The organism is Alloalcanivorax mobilis (assembly GCF_002864685.1).
In the GTDB taxonomy this organism is placed as follows: domain Bacteria; phylum Pseudomonadota; class Gammaproteobacteria; order Pseudomonadales; family Alcanivoracaceae; genus Alloalcanivorax; species Alloalcanivorax mobilis.
The window spans coordinates 63,722-84,503 of the sequence record NZ_NMQZ01000017.1; the positions used below are offsets into that span (position 1 = coordinate 63,722).

Annotated in this window: 15 protein-coding genes; 4 read left to right on the forward strand and 11 right to left on the reverse strand. The window is 64.4% G+C overall.

Annotation, left to right across the window (positions count from 1 at the left end; translation table 11 throughout):
- Positions 1–76: 76 nt before the first annotated feature.
- The gene (locus CGS25_RS10160; protein WP_101675379.1) at positions 77–1,429 is read left to right on the forward strand and encodes a nicotinate phosphoribosyltransferase; all 1,353 of its coding nucleotides are present in this window, start codon (positions 77–79) and stop codon (positions 1,427–1,429) included.
- Between the two features lie 37 nt (positions 1,430–1,466).
- On the opposite strand, the gene CGS25_RS10165 is transcribed toward CGS25_RS10160, so the two are convergent.
- From CGS25_RS10165 to CGS25_RS10175, 3 genes are all read right to left on the reverse strand, one after another.
- A complete protein-coding gene (locus tag CGS25_RS10165) occupies positions 1,467–3,740 on the reverse strand; it encodes a sulfatase-like hydrolase/transferase (protein WP_101675380.1) in 2,274 nt (757 codons plus the stop codon).
- 160 nt (positions 3,741–3,900) lie between these two features.
- A complete protein-coding gene (locus tag CGS25_RS10170) occupies positions 3,901–4,902 on the reverse strand; it encodes a phospholipase A (protein ID WP_101675381.1) in 1,002 nt (333 codons plus the stop codon).
- 72 nt (positions 4,903–4,974) lie between these two features.
- Positions 4,975–5,163, reverse strand: coding sequence for a Trm112 family protein (locus CGS25_RS10175; protein WP_089033358.1), 189 nt, complete (start codon positions 5,161–5,163; stop codon positions 4,975–4,977).
- 279 nt (positions 5,164–5,442) lie between these two features.
- Between CGS25_RS10175 and CGS25_RS10180 the strand changes: the two genes are divergently transcribed.
- Positions 5,443–7,239 (forward strand): acyl-CoA dehydrogenase C-terminal domain-containing protein, encoded by a 1,797-nt coding sequence (locus CGS25_RS10180; protein ID WP_101675382.1) that lies wholly within the window; start codon positions 5,443–5,445, stop codon positions 7,237–7,239.
- Between the two features lie 279 nt (positions 7,240–7,518).
- Here CGS25_RS10180 and CGS25_RS10185 read toward each other — a convergent pair whose 3' ends face one another.
- Both CGS25_RS10185 and CGS25_RS10190 read right to left on the reverse strand, forming a co-directional pair.
- A complete protein-coding gene (locus tag CGS25_RS10185; protein ID WP_101675383.1) occupies positions 7,519–8,349 on the reverse strand; it encodes an enoyl-CoA hydratase-related protein in 831 nt (276 codons plus the stop codon).
- Positions 8,346–9,056 carry an enoyl-CoA hydratase/isomerase family protein gene (locus CGS25_RS10190; protein WP_101675384.1) on the reverse strand — a complete coding sequence of 237 codons (711 nt, stop codon included), beginning with the start codon at positions 9,054–9,056 and terminating at the stop codon, positions 8,346–8,348. The genes CGS25_RS10185 and CGS25_RS10190 overlap by 4 nt, the downstream gene beginning before the upstream one ends.
- A gap of 305 nt (positions 9,057–9,361) precedes the next feature.
- On the opposite strand from CGS25_RS10190, the gene CGS25_RS10195 reads away from it, so the two are divergent.
- Together CGS25_RS10195 and CGS25_RS10200 are read left to right on the forward strand one after the other, a co-directional pair.
- On the forward strand, positions 9,362–11,137 hold the full coding sequence (locus tag CGS25_RS10195; protein WP_101675385.1) for an acyl-CoA dehydrogenase C-terminal domain-containing protein: 1,776 nt from the start codon (positions 9,362–9,364) through the stop codon (positions 11,135–11,137).
- Positions 11,138–11,385: 248 nt separating this feature from the next.
- Positions 11,386–13,059: a carboxylesterase/lipase family protein gene (locus CGS25_RS10200; RefSeq protein WP_101675386.1), complete on the forward strand. Its 1,674-nt coding sequence runs from the start codon at positions 11,386–11,388 to the stop codon at positions 13,057–13,059.
- Between the two features lie 192 nt (positions 13,060–13,251).
- On the opposite strand, the gene hslU is transcribed toward CGS25_RS10200, so the two are convergent.
- The 6 genes from hslU to CGS25_RS10230 form a co-directional block, all read right to left on the reverse strand.
- A complete protein-coding gene (gene hslU / locus CGS25_RS10205; protein ID WP_101675387.1) occupies positions 13,252–14,580 on the reverse strand; it encodes an ATP-dependent protease ATPase subunit HslU in 1,329 nt (442 codons plus the stop codon).
- On the reverse strand, positions 14,580–15,119 hold the full coding sequence (hslV, locus tag CGS25_RS10210) for an ATP-dependent protease subunit HslV (protein ID WP_089033351.1): 540 nt from the start codon (positions 15,117–15,119) through the stop codon (positions 14,580–14,582). Before hslV ends, hslU begins: the two co-directional genes overlap by 1 nt.
- A 228-nt stretch (positions 15,120–15,347) precedes the next feature.
- Positions 15,348–15,995, reverse strand: coding sequence for an SPOR domain-containing protein (locus CGS25_RS10215; protein ID WP_101675388.1), 648 nt, complete (start codon positions 15,993–15,995; stop codon positions 15,348–15,350).
- Positions 15,995–17,755 (reverse strand): arginine--tRNA ligase, encoded by a 1,761-nt coding sequence (gene argS, locus CGS25_RS10220; protein ID WP_101675389.1) that lies wholly within the window; start codon positions 17,753–17,755, stop codon positions 15,995–15,997. The genes CGS25_RS10215 and argS overlap by 1 nt, the downstream gene beginning before the upstream one ends.
- A 214-nt stretch (positions 17,756–17,969) precedes the next feature.
- The gene (locus tag CGS25_RS10225; protein WP_101675390.1) at positions 17,970–19,136 is read right to left on the reverse strand and encodes an HlyD family secretion protein; all 1,167 of its coding nucleotides are present in this window, start codon (positions 19,134–19,136) and stop codon (positions 17,970–17,972) included.
- A gap of 36 nt (positions 19,137–19,172) precedes the next feature.
- Positions 19,173–20,726: a DHA2 family efflux MFS transporter permease subunit gene (locus tag CGS25_RS10230; RefSeq protein ID WP_101675391.1), complete on the reverse strand. Its 1,554-nt coding sequence runs from the start codon at positions 20,724–20,726 to the stop codon at positions 19,173–19,175.
- Between the last annotated feature and the right edge of the window lie 56 nt (positions 20,727–20,782).

Genomic DNA, 20,782 nt, shown 5'->3' on the forward strand with positions numbered 1-20,782 from the left:
AACGGAGCCGCGCAACCATTCTCTAGGGAGCCTCCACTTTTTCGGACCTTCCATTCTCGTCACACAAGGAGTGTCGATGACCGCCCCATGGCCCGCCGCCGACCAGCTCGGCCTGCTCACCGATCTCTATGAACTGACCATGACCCAAGCGTATTACGCCGAGGGCGCCCGGGACCCGGCGGTGTTCAGCCTGTTTTTTCGGGCACTGCCCGGCGAGCGCAATTTCGCCGTCGCCTGCGGCCAGGAGCACGTCGCCCGGTTGATCACCGAACTGCGCTTTCCGCGCGCACTGGTGCAACGGCTGGCGGGTATGGGCCCGTTCAAGCCGGGTTTTCTCGACTGGCTGGCGGATTTCCGCTTCAGCGGCGAGGTGCGGGCGCTGCCCGAGGGCTCGCTGGTGTTCCCCAACGAACCGCTGTTGGAGGTGCGCGCGCCGATCGCCGAAGGGCAGCTTCTGGAAAGCCTGCTGATGAACTATGTGAATCTGGAGACGCTGCTGGCGTCGAAGGCGGCGCGAGTGGTGCTGGCGGCCGGCGACGCCGCGGTGATGGATTTCGGCATGCGCCGCATGCACGGTCTGGAAGCGGCCTGGCGCGGGGTGCGCGCCTACCGGGTGGCGGGCATCGCCGGCACCAGCAACGTGCTTGGCGCGCTGGATTTCGACCTGCCCGCCCAGGGCACCCTGGCGCACTCCTACATCCAGGCCCACGACAGCGAGAGCGAGGCGTTTCGCCGCTACGCCCGGGATTACCCGGGCACCACCCTGCTGGTGGACACCTACGACACCCTGGCCGGGGTGGACAAGGTGATTGCCCTGGTGCGCGACGAAGGGTTGAAGGTGGGGGCCGTGCGCATCGATTCCGGCGATCTGGCCGAACTGGCGCGCGCCGCCCGCCGTCGACTGGACGCCGCCGGCCTCTCGGCGATCAAGGTGGTGGTCAGCGGCGGCCTGGACGAATGGAAGGTGGCCGCGCTGGTGGCCGCCGGCGCGCCCATCGATGGCTTCGGCGTGGGCACCGAGATGGGCTCGGTGGCCGACGCTCCGTCTCTGGATTTCGCCTACAAGCTCACCGAATACCGGGGCCGGCCGCGTCTTAAGACGTCGCCGGGCAAACCGATTTACCCGGGCGCCAAGCAGATCTGGCGATACCGTGATGGCGATGGCCGTCTGCTGGGTGATGAGATTACCGGCGCCGACGAGCAACGCCAGGGCGAGCCGCTGTTGCGCACCGTGGTCGCCGGCGGCGAGCCACTGGCAGCGGCGCCGGACGCGGACGCCGCCCGCCAGCGTTTGCGCCGGGACCTGGCGGCTTTGGCGGCGCCGCTGCGTGGCGTGGCGCGGGCTGAATCGCCGTATCCGGTGCGTTTCAGCGACGCCTTGGAGTCACTGCGCCGCGACACGCTGGCGGCGCTCGCTGGCGAGCGCTGAAGCCCGCCAGCAGGCGCTTTTTGCGTTGTTGGCGGGTTTATTGCTGCGACATGATCGCCCGCTCGCTGGCGTTGTCGGCGTCCTTGTCGAGCTGACGGCTGCCGCTGGCGGGCAGTTCAAAAATCACCCTTTGAATGCGCCCCGGGTAAGGGAAGGGCGCGCTGTAGCCTTCGGTGACCGGCGACAGGCAGCGGCCGAAATCCATACCGATGCTGGAGAGCATCACCAGCAGCATCGGGGTTGAGCCACTCGCCTGGTGGTTGCCGTCCACCGCCAGGGTGACGTCGCCGCCGCCGTCCTGGCGCCGGGTGATGGTCACGGTGAGGGTGTGCTCGCCGGCGGGCAGCGGCTGCTCGCTGACCAGATGGGTGTGGTCGTGGAAGCCGTTGTGGTCGAAGTGCACTTTGCCGTTCTGGATGTAGAGCACGAAACCGCTGTTGATGGTGCCCCGCGACACCAGCACGCCGTCGCCATGCTCCGGGTGGTCGGGCAATTCCACGGTGAGCGTGAAGCCCTTGTACACCGCCGGGCAGGCGTCGGAGACAATGTGCGAAATCGGCGGATAGTAGACGAAGCGCTTGCGCGCGTTGGGCACACCTTTACGGCGCGAGGCGCGGAACAGGTCGCCGGCCTTGCGATCGTCAAGCGGCAGCACGCCGTGTTTTTCCGCCTCTTTCCACCACAGCGCTTTCATCTGCTCGAGCTTGTCCGGGTGGTTCCGCGCCAGGTTGTTGGATTCGGAGAAGTCCTCGTCGAGGTTGTACAGCTCCCATTCGTCCTGTTCGAAATCGGCGCCGCGCCGGTGGTGGGTGACCGCCTTCCAGCCGTCTTGCCAGATCGCCCGATGGCCAAGCATCTCGAAATACTGGCCCGCGCGCGGCACCTTGATGTCGTCGTCCAGGGTTGCTTTGAGGCTGACGCCGTGCAACGGCATTTGCGGCACGCCGGCCACCGTCTCCGGCGCTTTAAGGCCGATCAGATCGAGCAGGGTGGGAGTGATGTCCACCGCGTGGCAGAAGGTGCGGCGGATCTCGCCGGGTTTGCCGAGCTTGCCCGGCCAGCGCAGGATCAGCGGGTCGCGCACGCCGCCGCCGTGGGTGTTTTGTTTGTACCATTTCAATGGCGTGTTGCCGGCCTGGGCCCAGCCCCAGGGTATGTTGCTGTGGCTGCGCGGCGTGCCGATGTCGTCGAGCCGTTTCACGGCGGTGGCCACGTCTTCCTTCATGCCGTTGAAATAGCGCATCTCATCCAGGGTGCCGGTGGCGCCGCCCTCCTGGCTGGCGCCGTTGTCGGAGATCAGCACGAACAGGGTGTTGTCATCCTGGCCCAGCTCGGCGAGCCCTGCCATCAGGCGGCCGATCTGGGCGTCGGTGTGTTCCAGCATGGCGGCGAACGCTTCCTGCAGGCGCGAGGCGAAGCGCTTGTGGTCCTCGGGCAGGGTGTCCCAATCGGGCACGCCGGGATTTTGCGGCGCCAGGGCGGTGTCCTGGGGAATGATGCCCAGTTCTTTTTGCCGCGCGAACCAGATTTCGCGTTCCTTTTCCCAGCCGTGGTCGAACTTGCCCCGGTACTTGTCCAGATATTCCTGGGGCGCCTGGTGCGGCGCGTGCATGGCGCCCATCGCCAGGTACAGCAACCAGGGCTTTTCCGGCACCAGAGAAACGCTGTCGCGGATGAAATCCAGCGAGTGATCGACGATGTCCTCGGAGACGTGATAGCCCTCTTCCGGCGAGCAGGGTGGTGCCACGAAGTGGTTGTCGTAGGTCAGCTCCGGGTAGAACTGGTCGGTCTCGCCCTGCATAAAGCCGTAGAAGCGATCGAAGCCCTTTTGCAGCGGCCAGTTCAGGAACGGGCCGGCGGCGGAGCATTCGCGCATCGGCGCCAGGTGCCATTTGCCGGTGGCGAAGGTGGCGTAGCCAGCGTCCCGCAGGATCGCCGGCAGCAGCGCGGCGCTGGGCGGAATGGCGCCGCGCGTGTTCGGGAAGCCGGTGTCAAAGTTAGAGATGGCGCGGATGCCGGCGGCGTGGTGATTGCGGCCGCTGAGCAAGCAGGTACGGGTGGCCGAGCACAGCGCGGTGGTGTGAAAGCCGGTGTAGCGCAGCCCTTCGCCGGCCAGGCGGTCGATGTGGGGCGTGGCGATGCTTGAGCCGTAGCAACCAAGATGCGAGAAACCGGCGTCGTCGAGCACCACCAGCACGATATTGGGGGCGCCCCGGGGCGTGCCCGGTTCCGGCCAGGCCGGTTTGGAATCGGCGACGGTGCGGCCGATGGTGCCCGGAAAATCCGGTTCGGCAGGGTGTTTGTAAGCCATGATTGCGACTCCCGTATTGTTATTTGGGTAATGTAATCGCATTAATATGGCGTTTGATTTCCCTCTATTGCAAGAGAAAAGGTGTGATGTGGTGAATTAAAGGGGTATTTTTAATGGTGTTTGTCGGGTTTTTGTGCCGGCGCCGGGCGCCGGCGGTCGTTCACAGTGTGTCGGTGAGCAGGATGCCCACGCTGAAACGGGTTTCGTAATCGTCGTAGTTGATCAGCGAGTCGCCGTAGCCGGTGAACACTTGCACCAGACCTTTGAAGCGCTTATTGAGCGGGAACGAGTAGTTTACTTCGCCAGCGCCCTTGTTCTCCGAGCGCAGGTTGTTGCGCACTTTTAGTTCCACCACGTGGTTGCCGAAAGCACGGGCCAGTTCCAGCTCGAAGTGGCCCATGTATTTCTCGATGTCCGGATTGTCATCGCCACGGGCGTCCATGGGATCGTCCTTGTCTTGCTCGGGAATCCGGTACCAGGGCATCAGCGACACATAATAAGGGCCGATGCGAGAGACATGCCGCACAAACAGCCGGTTCCAGCTTCGCGAAGCGGGCACGCCGCGACCGTTGGAATCGTGGCGTATGCCGAACGCGATCAGTTCGGAATCCACCGGGCCCAGCTGCCAATCCACCGGTTTGGCGACGAACAGCTCCGGGGTGAAATTGATTTCCCGGAACGGCCGCGATTCGTCTTCATTGTAGGCCTGCCAGAAAAACACCCCGGTAAAGGCCGCGTACAGGGTGCTGCCGCCCCAGAAATTGTCGTACAGCGGCGCTTTCAACGAGAGCTGGAATTTGAGTTCGTTGGACTGCGTGTGCCGGTCGGCCCGGTCCGGATCGTTCAATTGCGGATTGGAGTGATAGCTGAACGGCATCACGTAGTTGCGGTTGTGCGGCGTGATCACGAACGGGTTGCCCTTACTGCTGTTTTCCAGGGCCAGGCGAGCGCGCAGCGCGTCTTCATGGGGGCTGCGCTCGGGAGCGCTCTGCTGGCTTTTCTGGCACCACTGGCGCAGCTCGCCGAGGGTCACGTTCTGGTCGGCGTTGCGGGCGGCGCGCAGCAGGCAGTTGTCGTTTTGCTGGTCGACGTCTGGCGTCGCGTTGTCGGCGAATAACGGAGTGCTGGCGATCATCAGCAAGGCGATCAGAAGCCGTTTCATCGGTACTTCCTTGTTCGAGGGGGCGGTATTTATCGGTGTTCTAGCCGGCGCGGAGCCGGGCGGCGCTGGCAATTACAGGCCGCCGATCTCTTCGTCGCTCATGGTGCGGGCTTCTTCTTCCAGCATCACTGGAATGCCATCGCGCACCGGATAGGCGAGGCCGCTGGCCTTGCACTTGAGTTCGTTGTTGCGCTCATCGTGGATCAGCGGCGCCTTGCTCACCGGACAGACCAGAATGTCGAGCAGATTGGGGTCGATCATGGCGGCGTTTACTCCTTGTGGACGGTTCCGGCCGGGCTGGCGGAGGCGCGATGCGGGCTCCGCGAGCGTCTGCAGAGGCGACTATACCAGTGTTTCGTGGCAAATCGCGTTTTCAAACGCTTGTTTGACTTGTGGGTCACAAATAGTGGTGGGCAGCCGCTCTGGGGCGGCGCTAACATTGGCGCCCCTGACGATGGACCCGCCCCGCCGCTGCGCACTGCTTCAGCCCTCTCGGGGCCGGTTTTCCCGCTTTCAAAACAGATTTTAGGGAGACCTGAGATGCCCGATTACAAAGCTCCCCTGCGCGACATGCGCTTTGTGCTGAACGAAGTCCTGGACCTGGACGGCCACTATGCCCGTCTTGGCCTGGAAGAGGTCAACAGCGAGCTGCTCAACGCGTTTCTCGAAGAGGGCGCCAAGTTCGCCGAAAACGAACTGTCTCCACTGAACCGTTCCGGCGATGAGGAAGGCTGCCATTTCGAAGACACCGTGGTGACCACCCCCAAGGGTTTCAAGGAAGCCTACGCCAAGTACGTGGAAGGCGGTTGGCCGGCCATGAACGGCGATCCGGAATTCGGTGGCCAGGGTCTGCCCGGCTCCTCCAGCATTGCTATTTCCGAGATGACCGGCACCGCCAACTGGTCCTGGAGCATGTACCCGGGGCTGTCCCATGGCGCCATCGCCACCATTGAAGAGCACGGCACCGACGAGCAGAAAAACGCTTATCTGCCGAAGCTGATCAGCGGTGAATGGACCGGCACCATGTGCCTGACCGAAGCCCACTGCGGCTCCGACCTGGGCATTCTCAAATCCAAGGCCGAACCTCAGGCCGACGGCAGCTACAAGATCAGTGGCACCAAGATCTTCATCTCCGCCGGTGAGCACGACATGGCCGAGAACATCGTGCACATCGTGCTGGCCCGCCTGCCCGGCGCGCCCCAGGGCACCAAGGGCATTTCCCTGTTCATCGTGCCCAAGTTCCTCACCGACGGGAGCGGCGGTGTTGGCGAGCGCAACGCGGTGGCCTGCGGCTCCATTGAACACAAGATGGGGATTAAAGCTTCCGCCACCTGCGTGATGAACTTCGACGGCGCCACCGGCTACCTGATCGGGCCGGAGAACAAAGGCCTGAACTGCATGTTCACCTTTATGAACTTCGCTCGCCTGGGCACCGCCATCCAGGGCGTGGCCGCCGCCGAGCTGGGTTTCCAGGGAGGTCTCACCTACGCCAAGGACCGCCTCGCCATGCGCAGCCTGTCCGGCCCGAAAAACCCGGACGGCCCGGCGGACCCGATCATCGTGCACCCGGACGTGCGCCGCATGCTGCTGACCAGCAAGGCGTTCGCCGAAGGCGGCCGCGCGCTGGTGTACCTGTGCGCGCAGTTGGGCGATGTGGTGAAGCTGGCCAAGGACGACAGCGAGCGCGAGGAAGCGCATGAACTGATGGCGCTGCTGACGCCGATCGCCAAGGCGTTCGTCACCGAGGTGGGCCTGGAAGCCGCCAACCACGGTGTGCAGATCTACGGCGGGCACGGTTTCGTGCGCGAATGGGGCATGGAGCAGAACGTGCGCGATTCGCGCATCTCCACTCTCTATGAAGGCACCACCGGCATTCAGGCGCTGGACCTGCTGGGCCGCAAGATCATGATGACCCAGGGTCAGGCGCTGCGGAATTTCACCAGGATCGTGCACCAGTTCTGTGAAGCCCAGGCCGACAACGGCGACCTCAAGGAACTGATCGAGCCGCTGGCGGCCAGCAACAAAGAGTGGGGCGAGCTGACCCAGTCGATCGGCATGCAGGCGATGCAAAACCCGGATTACGTGGGCGCCGCCTCGGTGGACTACCTGATGTACTCCGGTTACGTGACGTTGGCCTACCTGTGGGCGCGCATGGCCGCCAAGGCTCAGGAGCAGATCGCCGCTGGCGCTGGCGACGAGGACTTCTACAACGCCAAGATCAGCACCGCTCGTTTCTACATGAAGCGCATTCTGCCCCGTTCCGCTGGGCACAAGGGCGCCATCGAAGGCGGTCTGGAATGCATGATGGAACTGGACGCGGAGCACTTCGCGTTCTGATCCTGGAAAGCGCCAGGGTCACATGCCGGCTTTTCGGACCGGTTCCCTCTCCGCTTGCGGGAGAGGGGCAGGGAGAGGAGTAAGGTCCGTTCGGCGCGTTAGCCGCGTTGGATTGATCGTCTCCCCCTCTCCCCAACCCCTCTCCCGCCAGGGGAGAGGGGCTTCAGCCGCGACGCCTACGTCTTGCCGTTCATGGCCGCCAGCATGGCCTTGGATTGATCGTTTCCCCCTCTCCCCAACCTCTCTCCCGCCAGGGGAGAGGGGCTTCAGCCGCGACGCCTACGTCTTACCGTTCATGGCCGCCAGCATGGCCTTGAGTTGTTGTTTGAAGTCCTCGCGGTGCAGGCTCTGTTCCATGATCGGGTAGTAGTCGTCCACCGCTTCGTCCAGGTTCTGCATCAGGCCGTGCCAGATCTGCCGTTTGATGGTGGCCAGCGACCAGGCCGTGGTGCTCTCGGCGACGCCGTGGGCGTAGTCGATGACCGAATCCAGGAAACGTTCTTGCGGGTAGGTGCGGTTGATCAGGCCCACGGCGGCGGCTTCGTCGCCGGGCATCGGCCGCGAGGAGAACAGCAGATCGGCGGCGACGTGGGGCGACGCCGCCCGCGACACTATCCAGGGCAGGGCCATCTCGCCGATCAAGCCGAGCCGGGAAAACGCGGCGCACAGTTTCGCCTGCGGGGTGGCGAAGCGGAGGTCGCAGAACATGGCCAGGGCGAAGCCGGAGCCGGCGGCCGGGCCGTTGATCGCGGCGATGATCGGCTTGGGAATTTGCGCCAGATAGGAATAGCGGTCGTCGAAGCCCGCGGGCAGCGCCAGGCCGTTTTCAATTTCTGGTCGCGGACGTTCCATGGGCAGGTCGATCTCGCCGCCGGCGGCCCAGCGTTTCAGGCGGTCGATGTCGGCGCCGGCGCAGAACGCCTTGCCGGCGCCGGTGAGCACGATCACCCGCACGGCGTCGTCGGCGGCGCAGTCATTGAGAGCCTCCAGCAGGCTGTCCCATAACGGCTGGGTCATGGCATTGCCGTGTTGCGGGCGGTTGAGGGTCAGGGTGGCGACGCCCCGGTCGAAGTCCTTGAGCACCAGAGGTGTGTTTTTATCGTTGCTCATGTTGTCTTCCTTTGCTGTTCGAGCAGCCCGTTGATGGCGCGGATTTCCACGTCGAAGCGCTCGTTGATGTCCGCTTCCAGCGGGCGCCGGATCAGCGCCTTGGTGGTGCGTACCGCGTCCGCCGGCAGTTCCGCGAAGCGCTTAAGCCAGTCGCCGGCCCGCTGCTCAAGCGCCTCGCCGTCGCCGACCTTGATGCCCAGGCCGAGGGCGTCGATCTCGCCGGCCTCCACCTTGCGGCCGGTGAGCAGAATGTCCATGGCGCGGCTGATGCCCAGGCGTTCGGGCAGCAGCCGCGAGGAGGCGCCCTCCGGGGCGATGCCCAGCGGCACGAACGGGAATTTCAGGAAGGCGGCGTCGCTGCACAGCACCAGATCGCAATGCAGCAGCAGGGTGGCGCCGACCCCGACCGCGCCGCCCTGCACGGCGGCGATCACCGGTACCGGCGCGGCCGCCAGCGCGGTGAAGAAGCGCAGCACCGGGCCGTCGTCGGGCTGCGGCCATTCGGTCTCGAACTCATCCAGCCGGTTGCCGGCGCAGAACACCGTGCCGGTGGCGCGGATCAGCACCGCTCTCAAGGTGGGGTCTTTGGCGGCGGTGCTCAGGGCGCCGGCGAGGCGGGTGTAGTCGGCCACGCCCAGGGCGTTGCGGCGTTCCGGTTCGTCGAAGGTGACGGTGAGAACGCCGTTGCTGGTGTCGATATGAACCATAAGGGACCTGAGCGATAGTGGCGGGTGCCGAGCGGCGGCGAAACAGCCCGGTTGTTCTTCAGGAGCACCCCAGAATACGGGATAACCGGCCGTGAAATAAACCGGGCCGGGCCAGACGCGGCGGGCATCTGGCGGCGGCTTTCAGGGGCGCCATGAACGGCTGGTCACAAATAGTCTTTCAACCGGGATGCCCGGCTGACTACACTTGGCGTCCCGTTTTTCCGGGGCAGGCGGCCGCTCCGCCGCTCCGATTGCCCTTTTCCGCGCCGATTCGCGGGCCAACCTGCCAGACTCGGGAGACAGACATGGCGACGTTCAAAGCCCCCCTGGAAGACATGCGTTTTGTGCTCAACGAGGTGTTCGAAGCGGACACTCTGTGGGCTTCCATGAGCGCCACCGCCGAGATCACCCGGGACCTCTCCGATGCCATTCTCGACGAGGCCGGCAAGATGGTGGAGAACCTGCTGTTCCCGCTCAACCGGGAAGGCGATGAGCAGGGCTGCCACTTCGACAACGGCGAAGTGACCACCCCGGATGGCTTCAAGGAAGCGTTCAAGACCTACGCCGGGAACGGCTGGAGCGCGTTTTCCGGCAACCCGGAATTCGGTGGCCAGGGGATGCCCAAATCCCTGGCGGTGCTGTTCGAGGAAATGATGCACAGCGCCAATTCCTCGTTCGCGCTGTACCCGGCGCTGACCAACGGCGCCACCCTGTGCCTGGATGCCCACGCCAGCGATGAACTCAAGCAGGCCTACCTGCCCAAGCTGTACAGCGGCGAGTGGAGCGGCACCATGTGTCTCACCGAGCCGCACAGTGGCACCGATCTGGGCATCATGCGCAGCAAGGCAATCCCGGACGGCAACGGCGCCTACGATATTTCCGGCACCAAGATTTTCATCACCGGCGGCGAGCACGACATGGTGGAGAACATCATCCATCTGGTGCTGGCCAAATTGCCGGACGCGCCGGCCGGCTCGAAAGGCATTTCCCTGTTTCTGGTGCCCAAGTTCCTGCCCGACGCGAACGGCAATGCGGGCGAACGCAACGGCGTGGCCGCCGGCTCCATCGAGCACAAGATGGGCATCAAAGGTTCCGCCACCTGCGTGCTGAACTTCGACAACGCCAAGGGCTGGCTGATCGGCGAAGCCAATCAGGGGCTGGCGTGCATGTTCACGATGATGAACTACGAGCGCCTGTCGATTGGCATTCAGGGTCTGGGCCTGGGCGAGGTGAGCTACCAGAGCGCGGTGGATTACGCCCGTGACCGTTTGCAAGGCCGCGCCGCCAGCGGTGTGAAGAATGAAGCCGGCAATGCCGATCCGATCATCGTGCACGGCGACGTGCGCCGCATGCTGCTGACCATGCGCGCCCTCAACGAAGGCGGCCGCGCGCTCTCCGCTTATGTGGGCATGGAGCTGGACAAGGCCAAGTTCTCTGAAAACGACGAAGAACAAAAGGCAGCCCAGGATCGCGTCGCGCTGCTCACGCCGATCGCCAAGGCGTTCTTCACCGACCGTGGCTTTGAAACCACGGTGATTGGGCAGCAGGTGTTCGGCGGCCACGGTTATGTGCGCGAATGGGGCATGGAGCAGTTCGTGCGTGACGCCCGCATCGCGCAGATCTACGAGGGCACCAATGGCATCCAGGCGCTCGACCTGGCCGGCCGTAAGGTGACTCGCAATGGTGGCCAGTACGTAGCTGCTTTTCTGGCCGACGTGCGCGCCTGGATCGACGAGCAGGCCGATGCCCCGGGGCTGGACGGCGTGGCCGAAAAACTGGTCGCCGCCGTTGATCTGCTCGAGGCCACCACCGCCGAACTGCTGCGCCAGGCCGGTGACAATCCGGACGCGGTCAACGCCAACGCGGTGGAGTATCTCGACCTGTTCGGCTACGTCACCTACGCCTGGCTGTGGGCGCGCATGATGGTCACCGCCGCCGGCCGCGACGACGATTTCGGCCGCGCCAAACTGAACACCGGCCGTTTTTACTTCGAGCGCCTGTTGCCCCGTGCCGGCGCCCTGGCCGAGCAGATCAAAGCCGGCGCCGACACCATGATGAGCCTGGACGCGGATCTGTTCTGAATCCGCATGGCAGGGTTTGCCTGGCCCCGGGCTTGTCAGCCCGGGGCCGTTCTGGAGAGCTCGCCCCTCTGGCCGCCTTTCCTTTTCGATAGTAATCTCTAACGTGTTGTTTTTTATGGGTTTTATCGATCCATGGTGGCGCCCGGTGGACAGTTCCCTCTCCACTTCTTACTATTTCTCTTGTGAGTGAGTATCTTCCGGCGGATGCCCGCCGGCTGCGCGTATTAATCCAACAAGAGAGAGCGCTTATGTTTGCAAAAAAATCCGCCATCGTTACCGGCCTGCTGCTGAGCGCGCTGGTGTCGATGCTCGCCTCGTGTTCCGACGACCACGACAATGACAACGATGCCGCCGCCCGGCCAGAGGTGGAGGTGCGACAGGGCCGGCTGGCCGGCACCTATGCCGGCGATCTGTCGGTGTTCAAGGGCATTCCCTACGCCGCGCCCCCGGTGGGTGAGCGGCGCTGGCGCGAGCCGGCGGCCGCCGAGGCCTGGCAGGGCGTGCGTGACGCCTCTGAATTCGGCCCGGCTTGCGTGCAACCGGAGGTGGCCGAGACCAGCCTCTATCGCGACCCTCTTCCGTCAATGAGCGAGGATTGTCTGACGCTGAATGTGTGGGCGCCGAACGACACCACCGATTTGCCGGTGATCGTTTGGATTCACGGCGGTTCCTTGCGCATCGGCGGCAGTGCTCAGCCGATGTTCGACGGCGCGCGGCTGGCGCAAGCCGGGGCGGTGATCGTCTCCATCAACTACCGCCTGGGGGTGCTGGGCTGGCTGGCGCTGGCGGAGCTCAGCGCTGAATCCGCGCAGGGGGTGTCGGGCAATTATGGCCTGCTCGATCAGATCCAGGCGCTGCGCTGGGTGCGCGACAACATCGACCGCTTCGGCGGCGATCCGGGCAACGTCACCATCATGGGCGAATCCGCCGGCGCCTTTAGCGTCAGCTTCCTGCTCACCAGCCCCCCGGCGCGCGGGCTGTTCCAGAAGGCGATTTCCGAAAGCGCCAACACCCGCTCCTTACCGATGCTGGCGACGGTGGCGAACGGCCTGCCATCGGCGCAGCAGCATGGCGAAGCGGTGATGGAGGAGGCCGGCGTAAACAATCTGAGCGAGCTCCGGGCCCTGGACGCGGACCAGTTGGTGGCGATCGGCCAACAAGCCGGCTTCAGCCCGGAAGGCACCATTGACGGCTGGGCGCTGCCCGACCAGCTGGTGGCGGTGTTCGATGCCGGCGAGCAGGCGAGGGTGCCGCTGCTGGCCGGCTTCAATGAAGGCGAAGTACGCTCCCAGCGGGCGCTGATCGCGCCGCCGGCGGCCGACGAAGCCAGCTACGAGAACACCATCACGGAACTCTACGGCGATCTTGCCGGGGATTTCCTGGCGTTGTACCCGGCCTCGGACATGGACTACAGCACCATGGCGACGGCCCGCGACGCCATCTACGGCTGGGCCACCGAGCGCATGGTGCGCAAGCAGACCGAGGTGGGCGTGCCGGCCTATCTGTATCGCTTCGACCATTGCTACCCGGCGGCGCGGGAGCGGGACCTGTGCGCCTTCCACGCCAGCGAGCTGCCGTTTGTGTTCGGCCAGGTGGGCGAGCAGGCGCGGCTGTCGGAAAACTGGCCCCGCCCGGACGGCGAAGAGCAGCGCGAATTGTCGGAAGCCATGATCGACTACTGGGTCTCTTTCGCGGCAACGGGCCAGCCCGCCCACGCCGGTGCGGCTCAGTGGAATCAATACGGGACCGACGAAAATTACCTGCGCTTCGCCGATCAACCGATCGCCGACACGGATCTTCAGCCGGGCATGTTCGAGTTGCAGGAAGAGGTGGTAAGGCGCCGCCGGCTCGCCGGGCAGCAATGGTTTATCAATGTGGGGCTGCTCGCCAACCCGGTGCCCGACGCGCAGGGAAATCTTTAGGGGCGGGTGCATGCTACAAGCTGCAAGCTGCAAGCTTAGCCCGGGGCGGAACCGGTTGGCGTGTTTCCTGGCAGGATGGCCAGTGATGGCCATGCCATCCCACCAGGAAACACTCCGGCCCTATCGGATAGGGGGTTAAGCGTGTTGCGTGCAGCGTGTAGCGCGAAGCGCGTGCGTGCCAGCGTGCAAGCGCTAAAGGATATACCGACTCAGGTCGTCGTCGGCGGCGAGTTCGCCGAGGTAGCGGTCCACGGCTTGGGCGTCGAGCACCAGCGGTTTGTCGTGGTACTGGGTGGCCAGGTCGTCGGCGTCGTAGCTGATTTCTTCGAGCAGTTTTTCCATCACCGTGTGCAGGCGGCGGGCGCCGATGTTTTCGGTACGCTCGTTGACCTGCCAGGCGACTTCGGCGATGCGGCGGATGCAGTCGTCGGTGAGTTCCAGCTTGAGGCCCTCGGTCTCCAGCAGCGCTTTGTACTGCTCGGTGAGGGAGCACTTGGGCTCGGTGAGAATGCGTTCGAACTCGTCGGCGGTCAGCGCGCTCAGTTCCACGCGAATCGGCAAGCGCCCCTGCAGTTCCGGAATCAGGTCGCTGGGCTTGGCCAGATGAAAGGCGCCGGAGGCGATGAACAGGATGTGATCGGTGTGCACCATGCCGTATTTGGTGCTCACCGTGGAGCCTTCGATCAGCGGCAGCAGGTCGCGTTGCACGCCCTCGCGGGACACGTCGGTGCCGCCGGTTTCGGAGCGCTTGGCCACTTTGTCGATTTCGTCGATAAAGACAATGCCGTGGTTCTCCACCAGATCAATGGCCTGGCCTTTCAGCTCGTCTTCGTTGACGAAGCGCGCGGCCTCTTCATCGCGCAGCAGGCGCAGGGCGTCGCGCACTTTCAGTTTCTGGGCTTTTTTGCGGCCGTTGTTGCCCATCCGTGAAAACATCTGCTGGAGCTGGCTGGTCATTTCTTCCATGCCCGGCGGCGCCATGATTTCCACGCCTTGTGGGTTGGCGCTGACCTCGACTTCGATTTCCTTGTCGTCGAGCTCGCCTTCGCGCAGTTTCTTGCGGAACAGTTGCCGGGTGTTGGAATCGGACGGTTCCTCGCCGCGGGCGGCGGGCAGCAGGGCGTCGAGCACGCGATCCTCGGCGGCGTCGCTGGCTTTATGACGCACCCGCGCCATCTCTTTCTCGCGCAGCAGTTTCACCGCCACTTCCACCAGATCGCGAATGATCGATTCCACGTCGCGGCCCACGTAGCCCACTTCGGTGAACTTGGTCGCTTCGATCTTCAGAAACGGGGCGTCGGCGAGTTTCGCCAGGCGCCGCGCGATCTCGGTTTTGCCGACCCCGGTGGGGCCGATCATCAGAATGTTCTTGGGTGCCACTTCGGCGCGCATCTCCTCGGGGAGCTGCATGCGGCGCCAGCGGTTGCGCAGAGCCAGGGCCACCGCCTTTTTGGCGTCTTCCTGGCCAACGATATGGCGGTTCAGTTCGCTGACGATTTCACGGGGGGTCAGGGAAGCCACTATTCAAGCTCCTCGAAGGTGTGATTCTGGTTGGTGTAAATGCAGATGTCGCCGGCGATCTTCAGGCTTTGCGCCACCACTTCGCGGGCGGACATCTCGGTGTTGCGCAGCAGGGCGCTGGCGGCGGCCTGGGCGAACGGGCCGCCGGAGCCGATGGCGATCAGGCCGCCTTCCTCGGGCTCCACCACATCGCCGTTGCCGGTGATGATCAGGGAATTCTCTTTGTCGGCCACCGCCAGCAGCGCTTCCAGGCGGCGCAGGGCGCGGTCGGTGCGCCAATCCTTGGCCAGCTCCACGGCGGCGCGCACCAGATGGCCCTGGTGTTTTTCCAACTGCGCTTCAAAGCGCTCGAACAGGGTAAAGGCATCGGCGGTGCCACCGGCGAATCCGGCGATCACCTTGCCGTGATAAAGCCGGCGCACCTTGCGCGCGTTGCCCTTCATCACGGTGTTGCCCAGGGTCACCTGGCCATCGCCGCCGATCACCACATTGGCGCCGCGCCGAACCGAAACAATGGTCGTGCCGTGATATTGTTCCACGGAGGTCTCCTTCTCTGACGTCAATCGGATGTGCGGGTGGGGCGGGGGGTTTTCAAGACGCTGGACGCAAGACGCTGGACGCAAGACGCTGGACGCAAGACGCTAGACGCTAGACGCTAAACCCGTCACGGAAGTGAGTGGTGTGTTTCCTGGAGGGTGAGGCGCGCCAGTAAACACACCAACGCCATCAGCCGCGGGTTTTAGCGTCCAGCGTCTAGCGTCCGGCGTTTACTTCTTAACCTGAATCGGCAACGTTTCGACGCCGGCGGTGACCAGTTTGTCCTGGGCGCGGTGCAGGGCATTGACGTTGTCGTAGGGGCCGATCATGACACGGTGCCAGGTGTCGCCGCTTTCCAGTTTCACCGGCTGGATACTGACGTCATACCCTTTCAGGGTCAGTTCGGCGCGGCGCCGGTCGGCGTCGGCGCGGTTGCGGAAGCTGCCCGCCTGCAGCAGGAAACGCTCGTCGTGGCGGCCGGCCACCGGCGTGTTGGCGCCCGCGCCTTTGTTGTCGGTGGCGGTGGGCGGCGCCTTGCCGGCGCTGTTGCTGTCTTCGCCCTCGCCCTTGGGCACGATCACTTCCATCTTGGGCAGCACCGCGTAGAAGTCGAACTTGGGCTGGTCGTCCTTGCTGTCATCGGCGGCTTGTTGGTGCGGCTTGTCGGTACTGGCTTTTTGCGCAGGTTGTTTCGCCACCGGCCGCGCGCGCTCGCCGCCCTGGTCCATTTGCACCTTGCCCAGGTGCACCAGAAAAGCCACGAACAGGCCGGCGGCCAGGCCGGTGAACATCCACACCCAGCCGGGCACCTGCCGCTGGCTGGTTTTCTTGCGGGTCGGGCCACGGCTGGCGCCGCGACGGGGGGTGTTCTTTGCCATTACATGCGCTCCAGGGGAGTCAGGCCGAGCAGGGTCAGGCCCCGGTGGAGGGTCTTCGCGGTCAGCGCCGCGAGTTTCAGCCGGCTCGCTTTTATCGCTTCATCATCGACCGCGAGAATCGGACAGTGTTCATAAAAGGCCGAGAACAGCCCGGCCAGGTCATACAGATAGGCGCACAGCAGGTGGGGCGTGCCTTTTTCCGCCACCTGAAGGGTCACTTCGCCGAACTGCACCAGACGCGCCGCCAGGGCCTGTTCGGCCTCATGATCCAGGCGGAAATCGCCGCGCGTCTCGTTCATGTCCAGGCCGGCCTTGCGGAACACACTGGCCACCCGGGTATAGGCGTACAGCAGATAAGGCGCGGTGTTGCCTTCGAAACTGAGCATCTGGTCGAAGTTGAAAATGTAGTCGCTGCCGCGGTTTTTGCTGAGGTCGGCGTATTTGACCGCGCCGATGCCCACCGCCCGGGCGATGCCGCGCAGGGCGTCGTCATCCAGGCCGGGGTTCTTGCCGCTGACCAGGTCGTAGGCGCGCTGCTCCGCTTCGTCGAGCAGATCGACCAGCTTGACGGTGCCGCCGTCGCGGGTTTTGAACGGCCGGCCATCGGGGCCGTTCATGGTGCCGAAGCCCATGTGCTCCATGGACACCTGCGCACCGACAAAGCCGGCCTTGCGGGCGACACTGAAAATCTGCTGGAAATGCAGCGCCTGACGCTGATCGACGAAGTACAGCAGGCGGTCGCCGCCGAGCGCGCCGGCACGGTAGCGCACCGCCGCCAGATCGGTGGTGGCGTACAGGTAGCCGCCATCGGCCTTGCGCACGATCACCGGCAGCGGTTGGCCTTCCTTGTTCTTGAACTCGTCGAGGAACACGCACTGGGCGCCCTGGCTTTCGGTGAGCAGGCCGGCGGCGTCCAGATCGGCGACCACACGGGCCAGATCGTCGTTGTAGGCGCTTTCGCCGTGCACATCGTCCGGGCCCAGCTTCACGCCCAGGCGCCGATAGACCGCGAAGCAATGGCTCAGCGACACCTGATTGAACTCGCGCCACAGCTTCAGGCAGTACTCGTCGCCGGATTGCAGCTTGACCACCAGGGCGCGGGCGCGATCAGCGAACTCGTCGGAGTCGTCGAAGCGTTTCTTGGCGGCGCGGTAGAAGTGCTCCAGATTGGCCAGTTCCCGGCTCAGCTCGCCGTCGCTTTCACGGTCCTTCTGTTCTTCCAGGTAGGCCAGCAGCATGCCGAACTGCGTGCCCCAATCGCCCACGTGATTCTGCGGCACCACCTTGTGGCCGAGGAACTCCAGCGTGCGCACCACGGCGTCGCCGATGATGGTGGAACGCAAATGGCCGACGTGCATTTCCTTGGCCAGATTCGGCGAGGAATAATCGATCACCACGGTCTGTGCGGTGCCCGGGCGCGGCACCGCCAGGTGCGGATCGGCGAGGGCGGCGTCGAGTTGGCGATTGAGCCACTCGGCGGACTGGAAGAAATTGATAAAGCCGGGGCCGGCGATCTCCGCCCGTGCCACCACCGGGTCCTCGGGCAGCGCCGCCACCAGAGCCTGGGCCAGATCGCGGGGTTTCATACCCGCCGGTTTGGCCAGCATCAGAGCGATGTTGGTGGCGAAATCACCGTGGCTGCTGTCCTTGGTGCGGTCAATCTGCACCGGACGCCGGACGTCTTCAGGCAGGGTCAGGGTGCCGTTGTCGCGCAGGGTATCCAGCGCCTGGTCAATCAGGGATATAAGGCGGTCTTTCATGGTCTTCCGGGCCCGGGGGTGGACCGGCGATTGTACGGGAATATGAAGACGCTTACACGCCGGACGCTGGACGTCGGACGTCGGACGTCTGACGTCTGACGCTAAACCCGTAACCGGATCGGTGTGACGTGTTTCCTGTCAGTAAACACACCATGCATAGCCGCGTCGGGGTTTAGCGTCCGACATCAGACATCAGACGTCAGACGTCCGACCGTCAGCTTCCGCTGACGTCAATATCCACCTCCACCATCATGCCCGGGCCGATCCGGTCACGGGGGCCTTTTTCCAGGGCGATGCGCACCGGGATGCGTTGGGTGATCTTGGTGAAATTGCCGGAGGGGTTGGGGTCGGGGAGCAGGGCGAATTGGCTGGTGGCGGCGCGGCCGATCACCTGCACGCGGCCGGTGAAGGTGAGGTCGGGGAAGGCGTCGATCTGGATCGCCACCGCCTGGCCGACTTTCAATTCACCAATGTCGGTTTCCTTGATGTTGGCCTGCACCCAGAGTTTGTCCGGGTCGTGCATCATCGCGATGGGCTGGCCGGCGGACACGTACTCGCCCTGTTCGATCAGGGTTTTATTGATCACGCCGTTGCTGGGGCTGCGCACGGTGAGATCATCGAGCCGTTGCTTCTGTTCCGCCAGACGCGCCTGGGCGCGGGCCAGATTCTGTTCGGCGACGCGCAATTGCACGCGCAGAATGCCGGGGCTGGGCAGCGGCATCTGCACGCCGTTGAGAAAGCCCAGTTGCGCGTTTTTGGTGGCGGAGCGGTCCACCGCCACCTGTTGCCGGGCGCGCTGGTATTCGGCGCGAGCGGCCTGGTAGGTGTAATAGTCCTGATCGCGCTGCTGCTTGGAGATGTTGCCGCTCTCCAGCAGAGCCTTGGAGCGGTTGAAGGTGCGCTCGGCTTGCACCATGCGGGCCTTGGCTGCCCGTTCCGCGGCCTGGCTGGTGGCGAGCACGTCATCGGTGATGTCGATGCCGCCGCTCAGTTGCTTCTCCGAAAGCGCCAGGCGTTGCTGCTCGTAATCGAGCTGGGCTTGCATGGCGGCGACACCGGCGGTCAGGGTGTCCAGTTGCAGCTGGTCCGGGCGGCGGTTCAGCTGCGCCACGGTCTGGCCACGCTCCACGTGGTCGCCCTCGATCAACGAAAACGCATCGACCCAACCGGGCAGGCGGCTGCTGACGGTGATCTGATTGGCCATCACCCGTGCGTCCTGGGCGCTCACATGGGTCAGCCGGTGGTGCAACGCCAGGCCGATCCAGATCAGACACAGCAGGGCCAGCACCAGCAGCGCCAGCAATTTCAAGCGGCGCGAGGGGCGAGCCCGGCGGTATGCCTTGGCGGCCTGTGGCTGATCGGATTCGCTGTGTGACGTCATCGTCGGGTCCTCGAAACGGTAATCATAAAAAGAGCGTTAGCCTTCGGCGGGGCGGGGCTTGCGGCTTAGCAACCAGGACGGAATCGCCACCAGCAACAGGCTGCCCACCAACAGCCAGAAGCCATCCTGGTAGGCGAGAATCGACGCCCACACGGTTTCCACCTGGCCCATCAAATGCCCGGCGATGGCGTTTTGCTGATTGCTGGCGATGCCGAGTCGCGCGGCCAGTTCGGCGAGCTGGCTCATCTGTTGCTGCGCCATGGCGTTGCCGGCGTGCACGCCCTGGTTCAGGTGCTGGCCGTGCAGGGCGGTGCGGCGGTCGAGCACGATCACCAGCGCCGAGGTGCCCAGGGCGCCACCCAGTTGCAAGGCGAAGTTGATCGCGCCGGAGCCGTACCCGGTGAGGCGGGGCGGCAACGCGGAGATCGCCCGCGACAACGTCGGCGGCGGGAACGCCGCCATGCCCATGGACAACACCGCCATCGACACCGCCAGGTAGGTGAACGAGGTGTTCCAATCCATTTGCGCCATGTGCCAGGTGGCCCACACCGTGCAGATCAGGCCAGGAATGGTGATCCAGTGCGGCGGGTAGCGGTCACTGAGCCAGCCCACCAGCGGCACCAGAATGCCCAGCACCAGGGTGGAGGGCAGGAAGATCTGCCCGGCGCTGACCGGGCTGTAGTGCAGCACCGACTGCACGAACTGCGGCAACAGGTACATGATGCCGTAGAAGGTGCCGCCGAACAGAAACATGGCCAGGGTGCCGAACAGAAAGATGCGGTTGCCGAAGATGTTCAAATCCAGCAACGGGTGCGCGCTGCGCTTCTGCCAGATCACGAACGCCAGCGCGCACACTCCGCCCAGGCCGATCAGGCCGGGCACGCGCAGATCGTCCCAGCCCCAGCGCTGGCCGTTGGACAACGCCGCCAGGACCGAAAAAATCGCGGTGAACAGCAGCACCACGCCGGCCCAGTCGAACGGCGCTCGCGGGCCGCTGCGTTCGCGCCCGGGCAGAAAGAAAAAGCCCATGATCACCGCCGCCACGCAGATCGGCAGGGTGATGAAAAACACATAGCGCCAGGTGAAGCTCTCCACCAGCCAGCCGCCGACCACCGTGGCCAGCGTTAATGGCAGGCCCAGGCACATGCCGTACATGGCGGTGGCCATGCCTCGCCCCTCTGGCGGATAGGCGGCGTACAGCGCCTCCATGGCGACTGGCCGGATCAGGCCGGTCATGGCCCCCTGAACCACCCGCGCGGTGACCAGCGCGGCCATGCCGTTGCCGATACCGCCGAGTATGGAAAAGGCGATAAACACCATCAGCAGGCCCATGAACGTGGCGCGTTGGCCGATTGCGGACACCAGCCACGGGGCCACCAGCAGAGACACGGTGGTGGAAGCGAGAAAGCCGGTGGACAGCCACTGCACCTGGGCGTCGCTCATGCCGAAAGCCCCTTTGATATAGGGAATCGCCACGTTGACGATGGTGATCGACATGCCCAGCGCCACCAGACCCAGCATCACCGTCAGCGTGACCCACCAGCGATAGCGTGGGCCATAACGCTCGAACAGGGCGTCAACCTGGGTCATGGAGTCTCCTGTGGTGGGTGGCGGGCTATTTTAGTCAATAAACATGACATAAAACA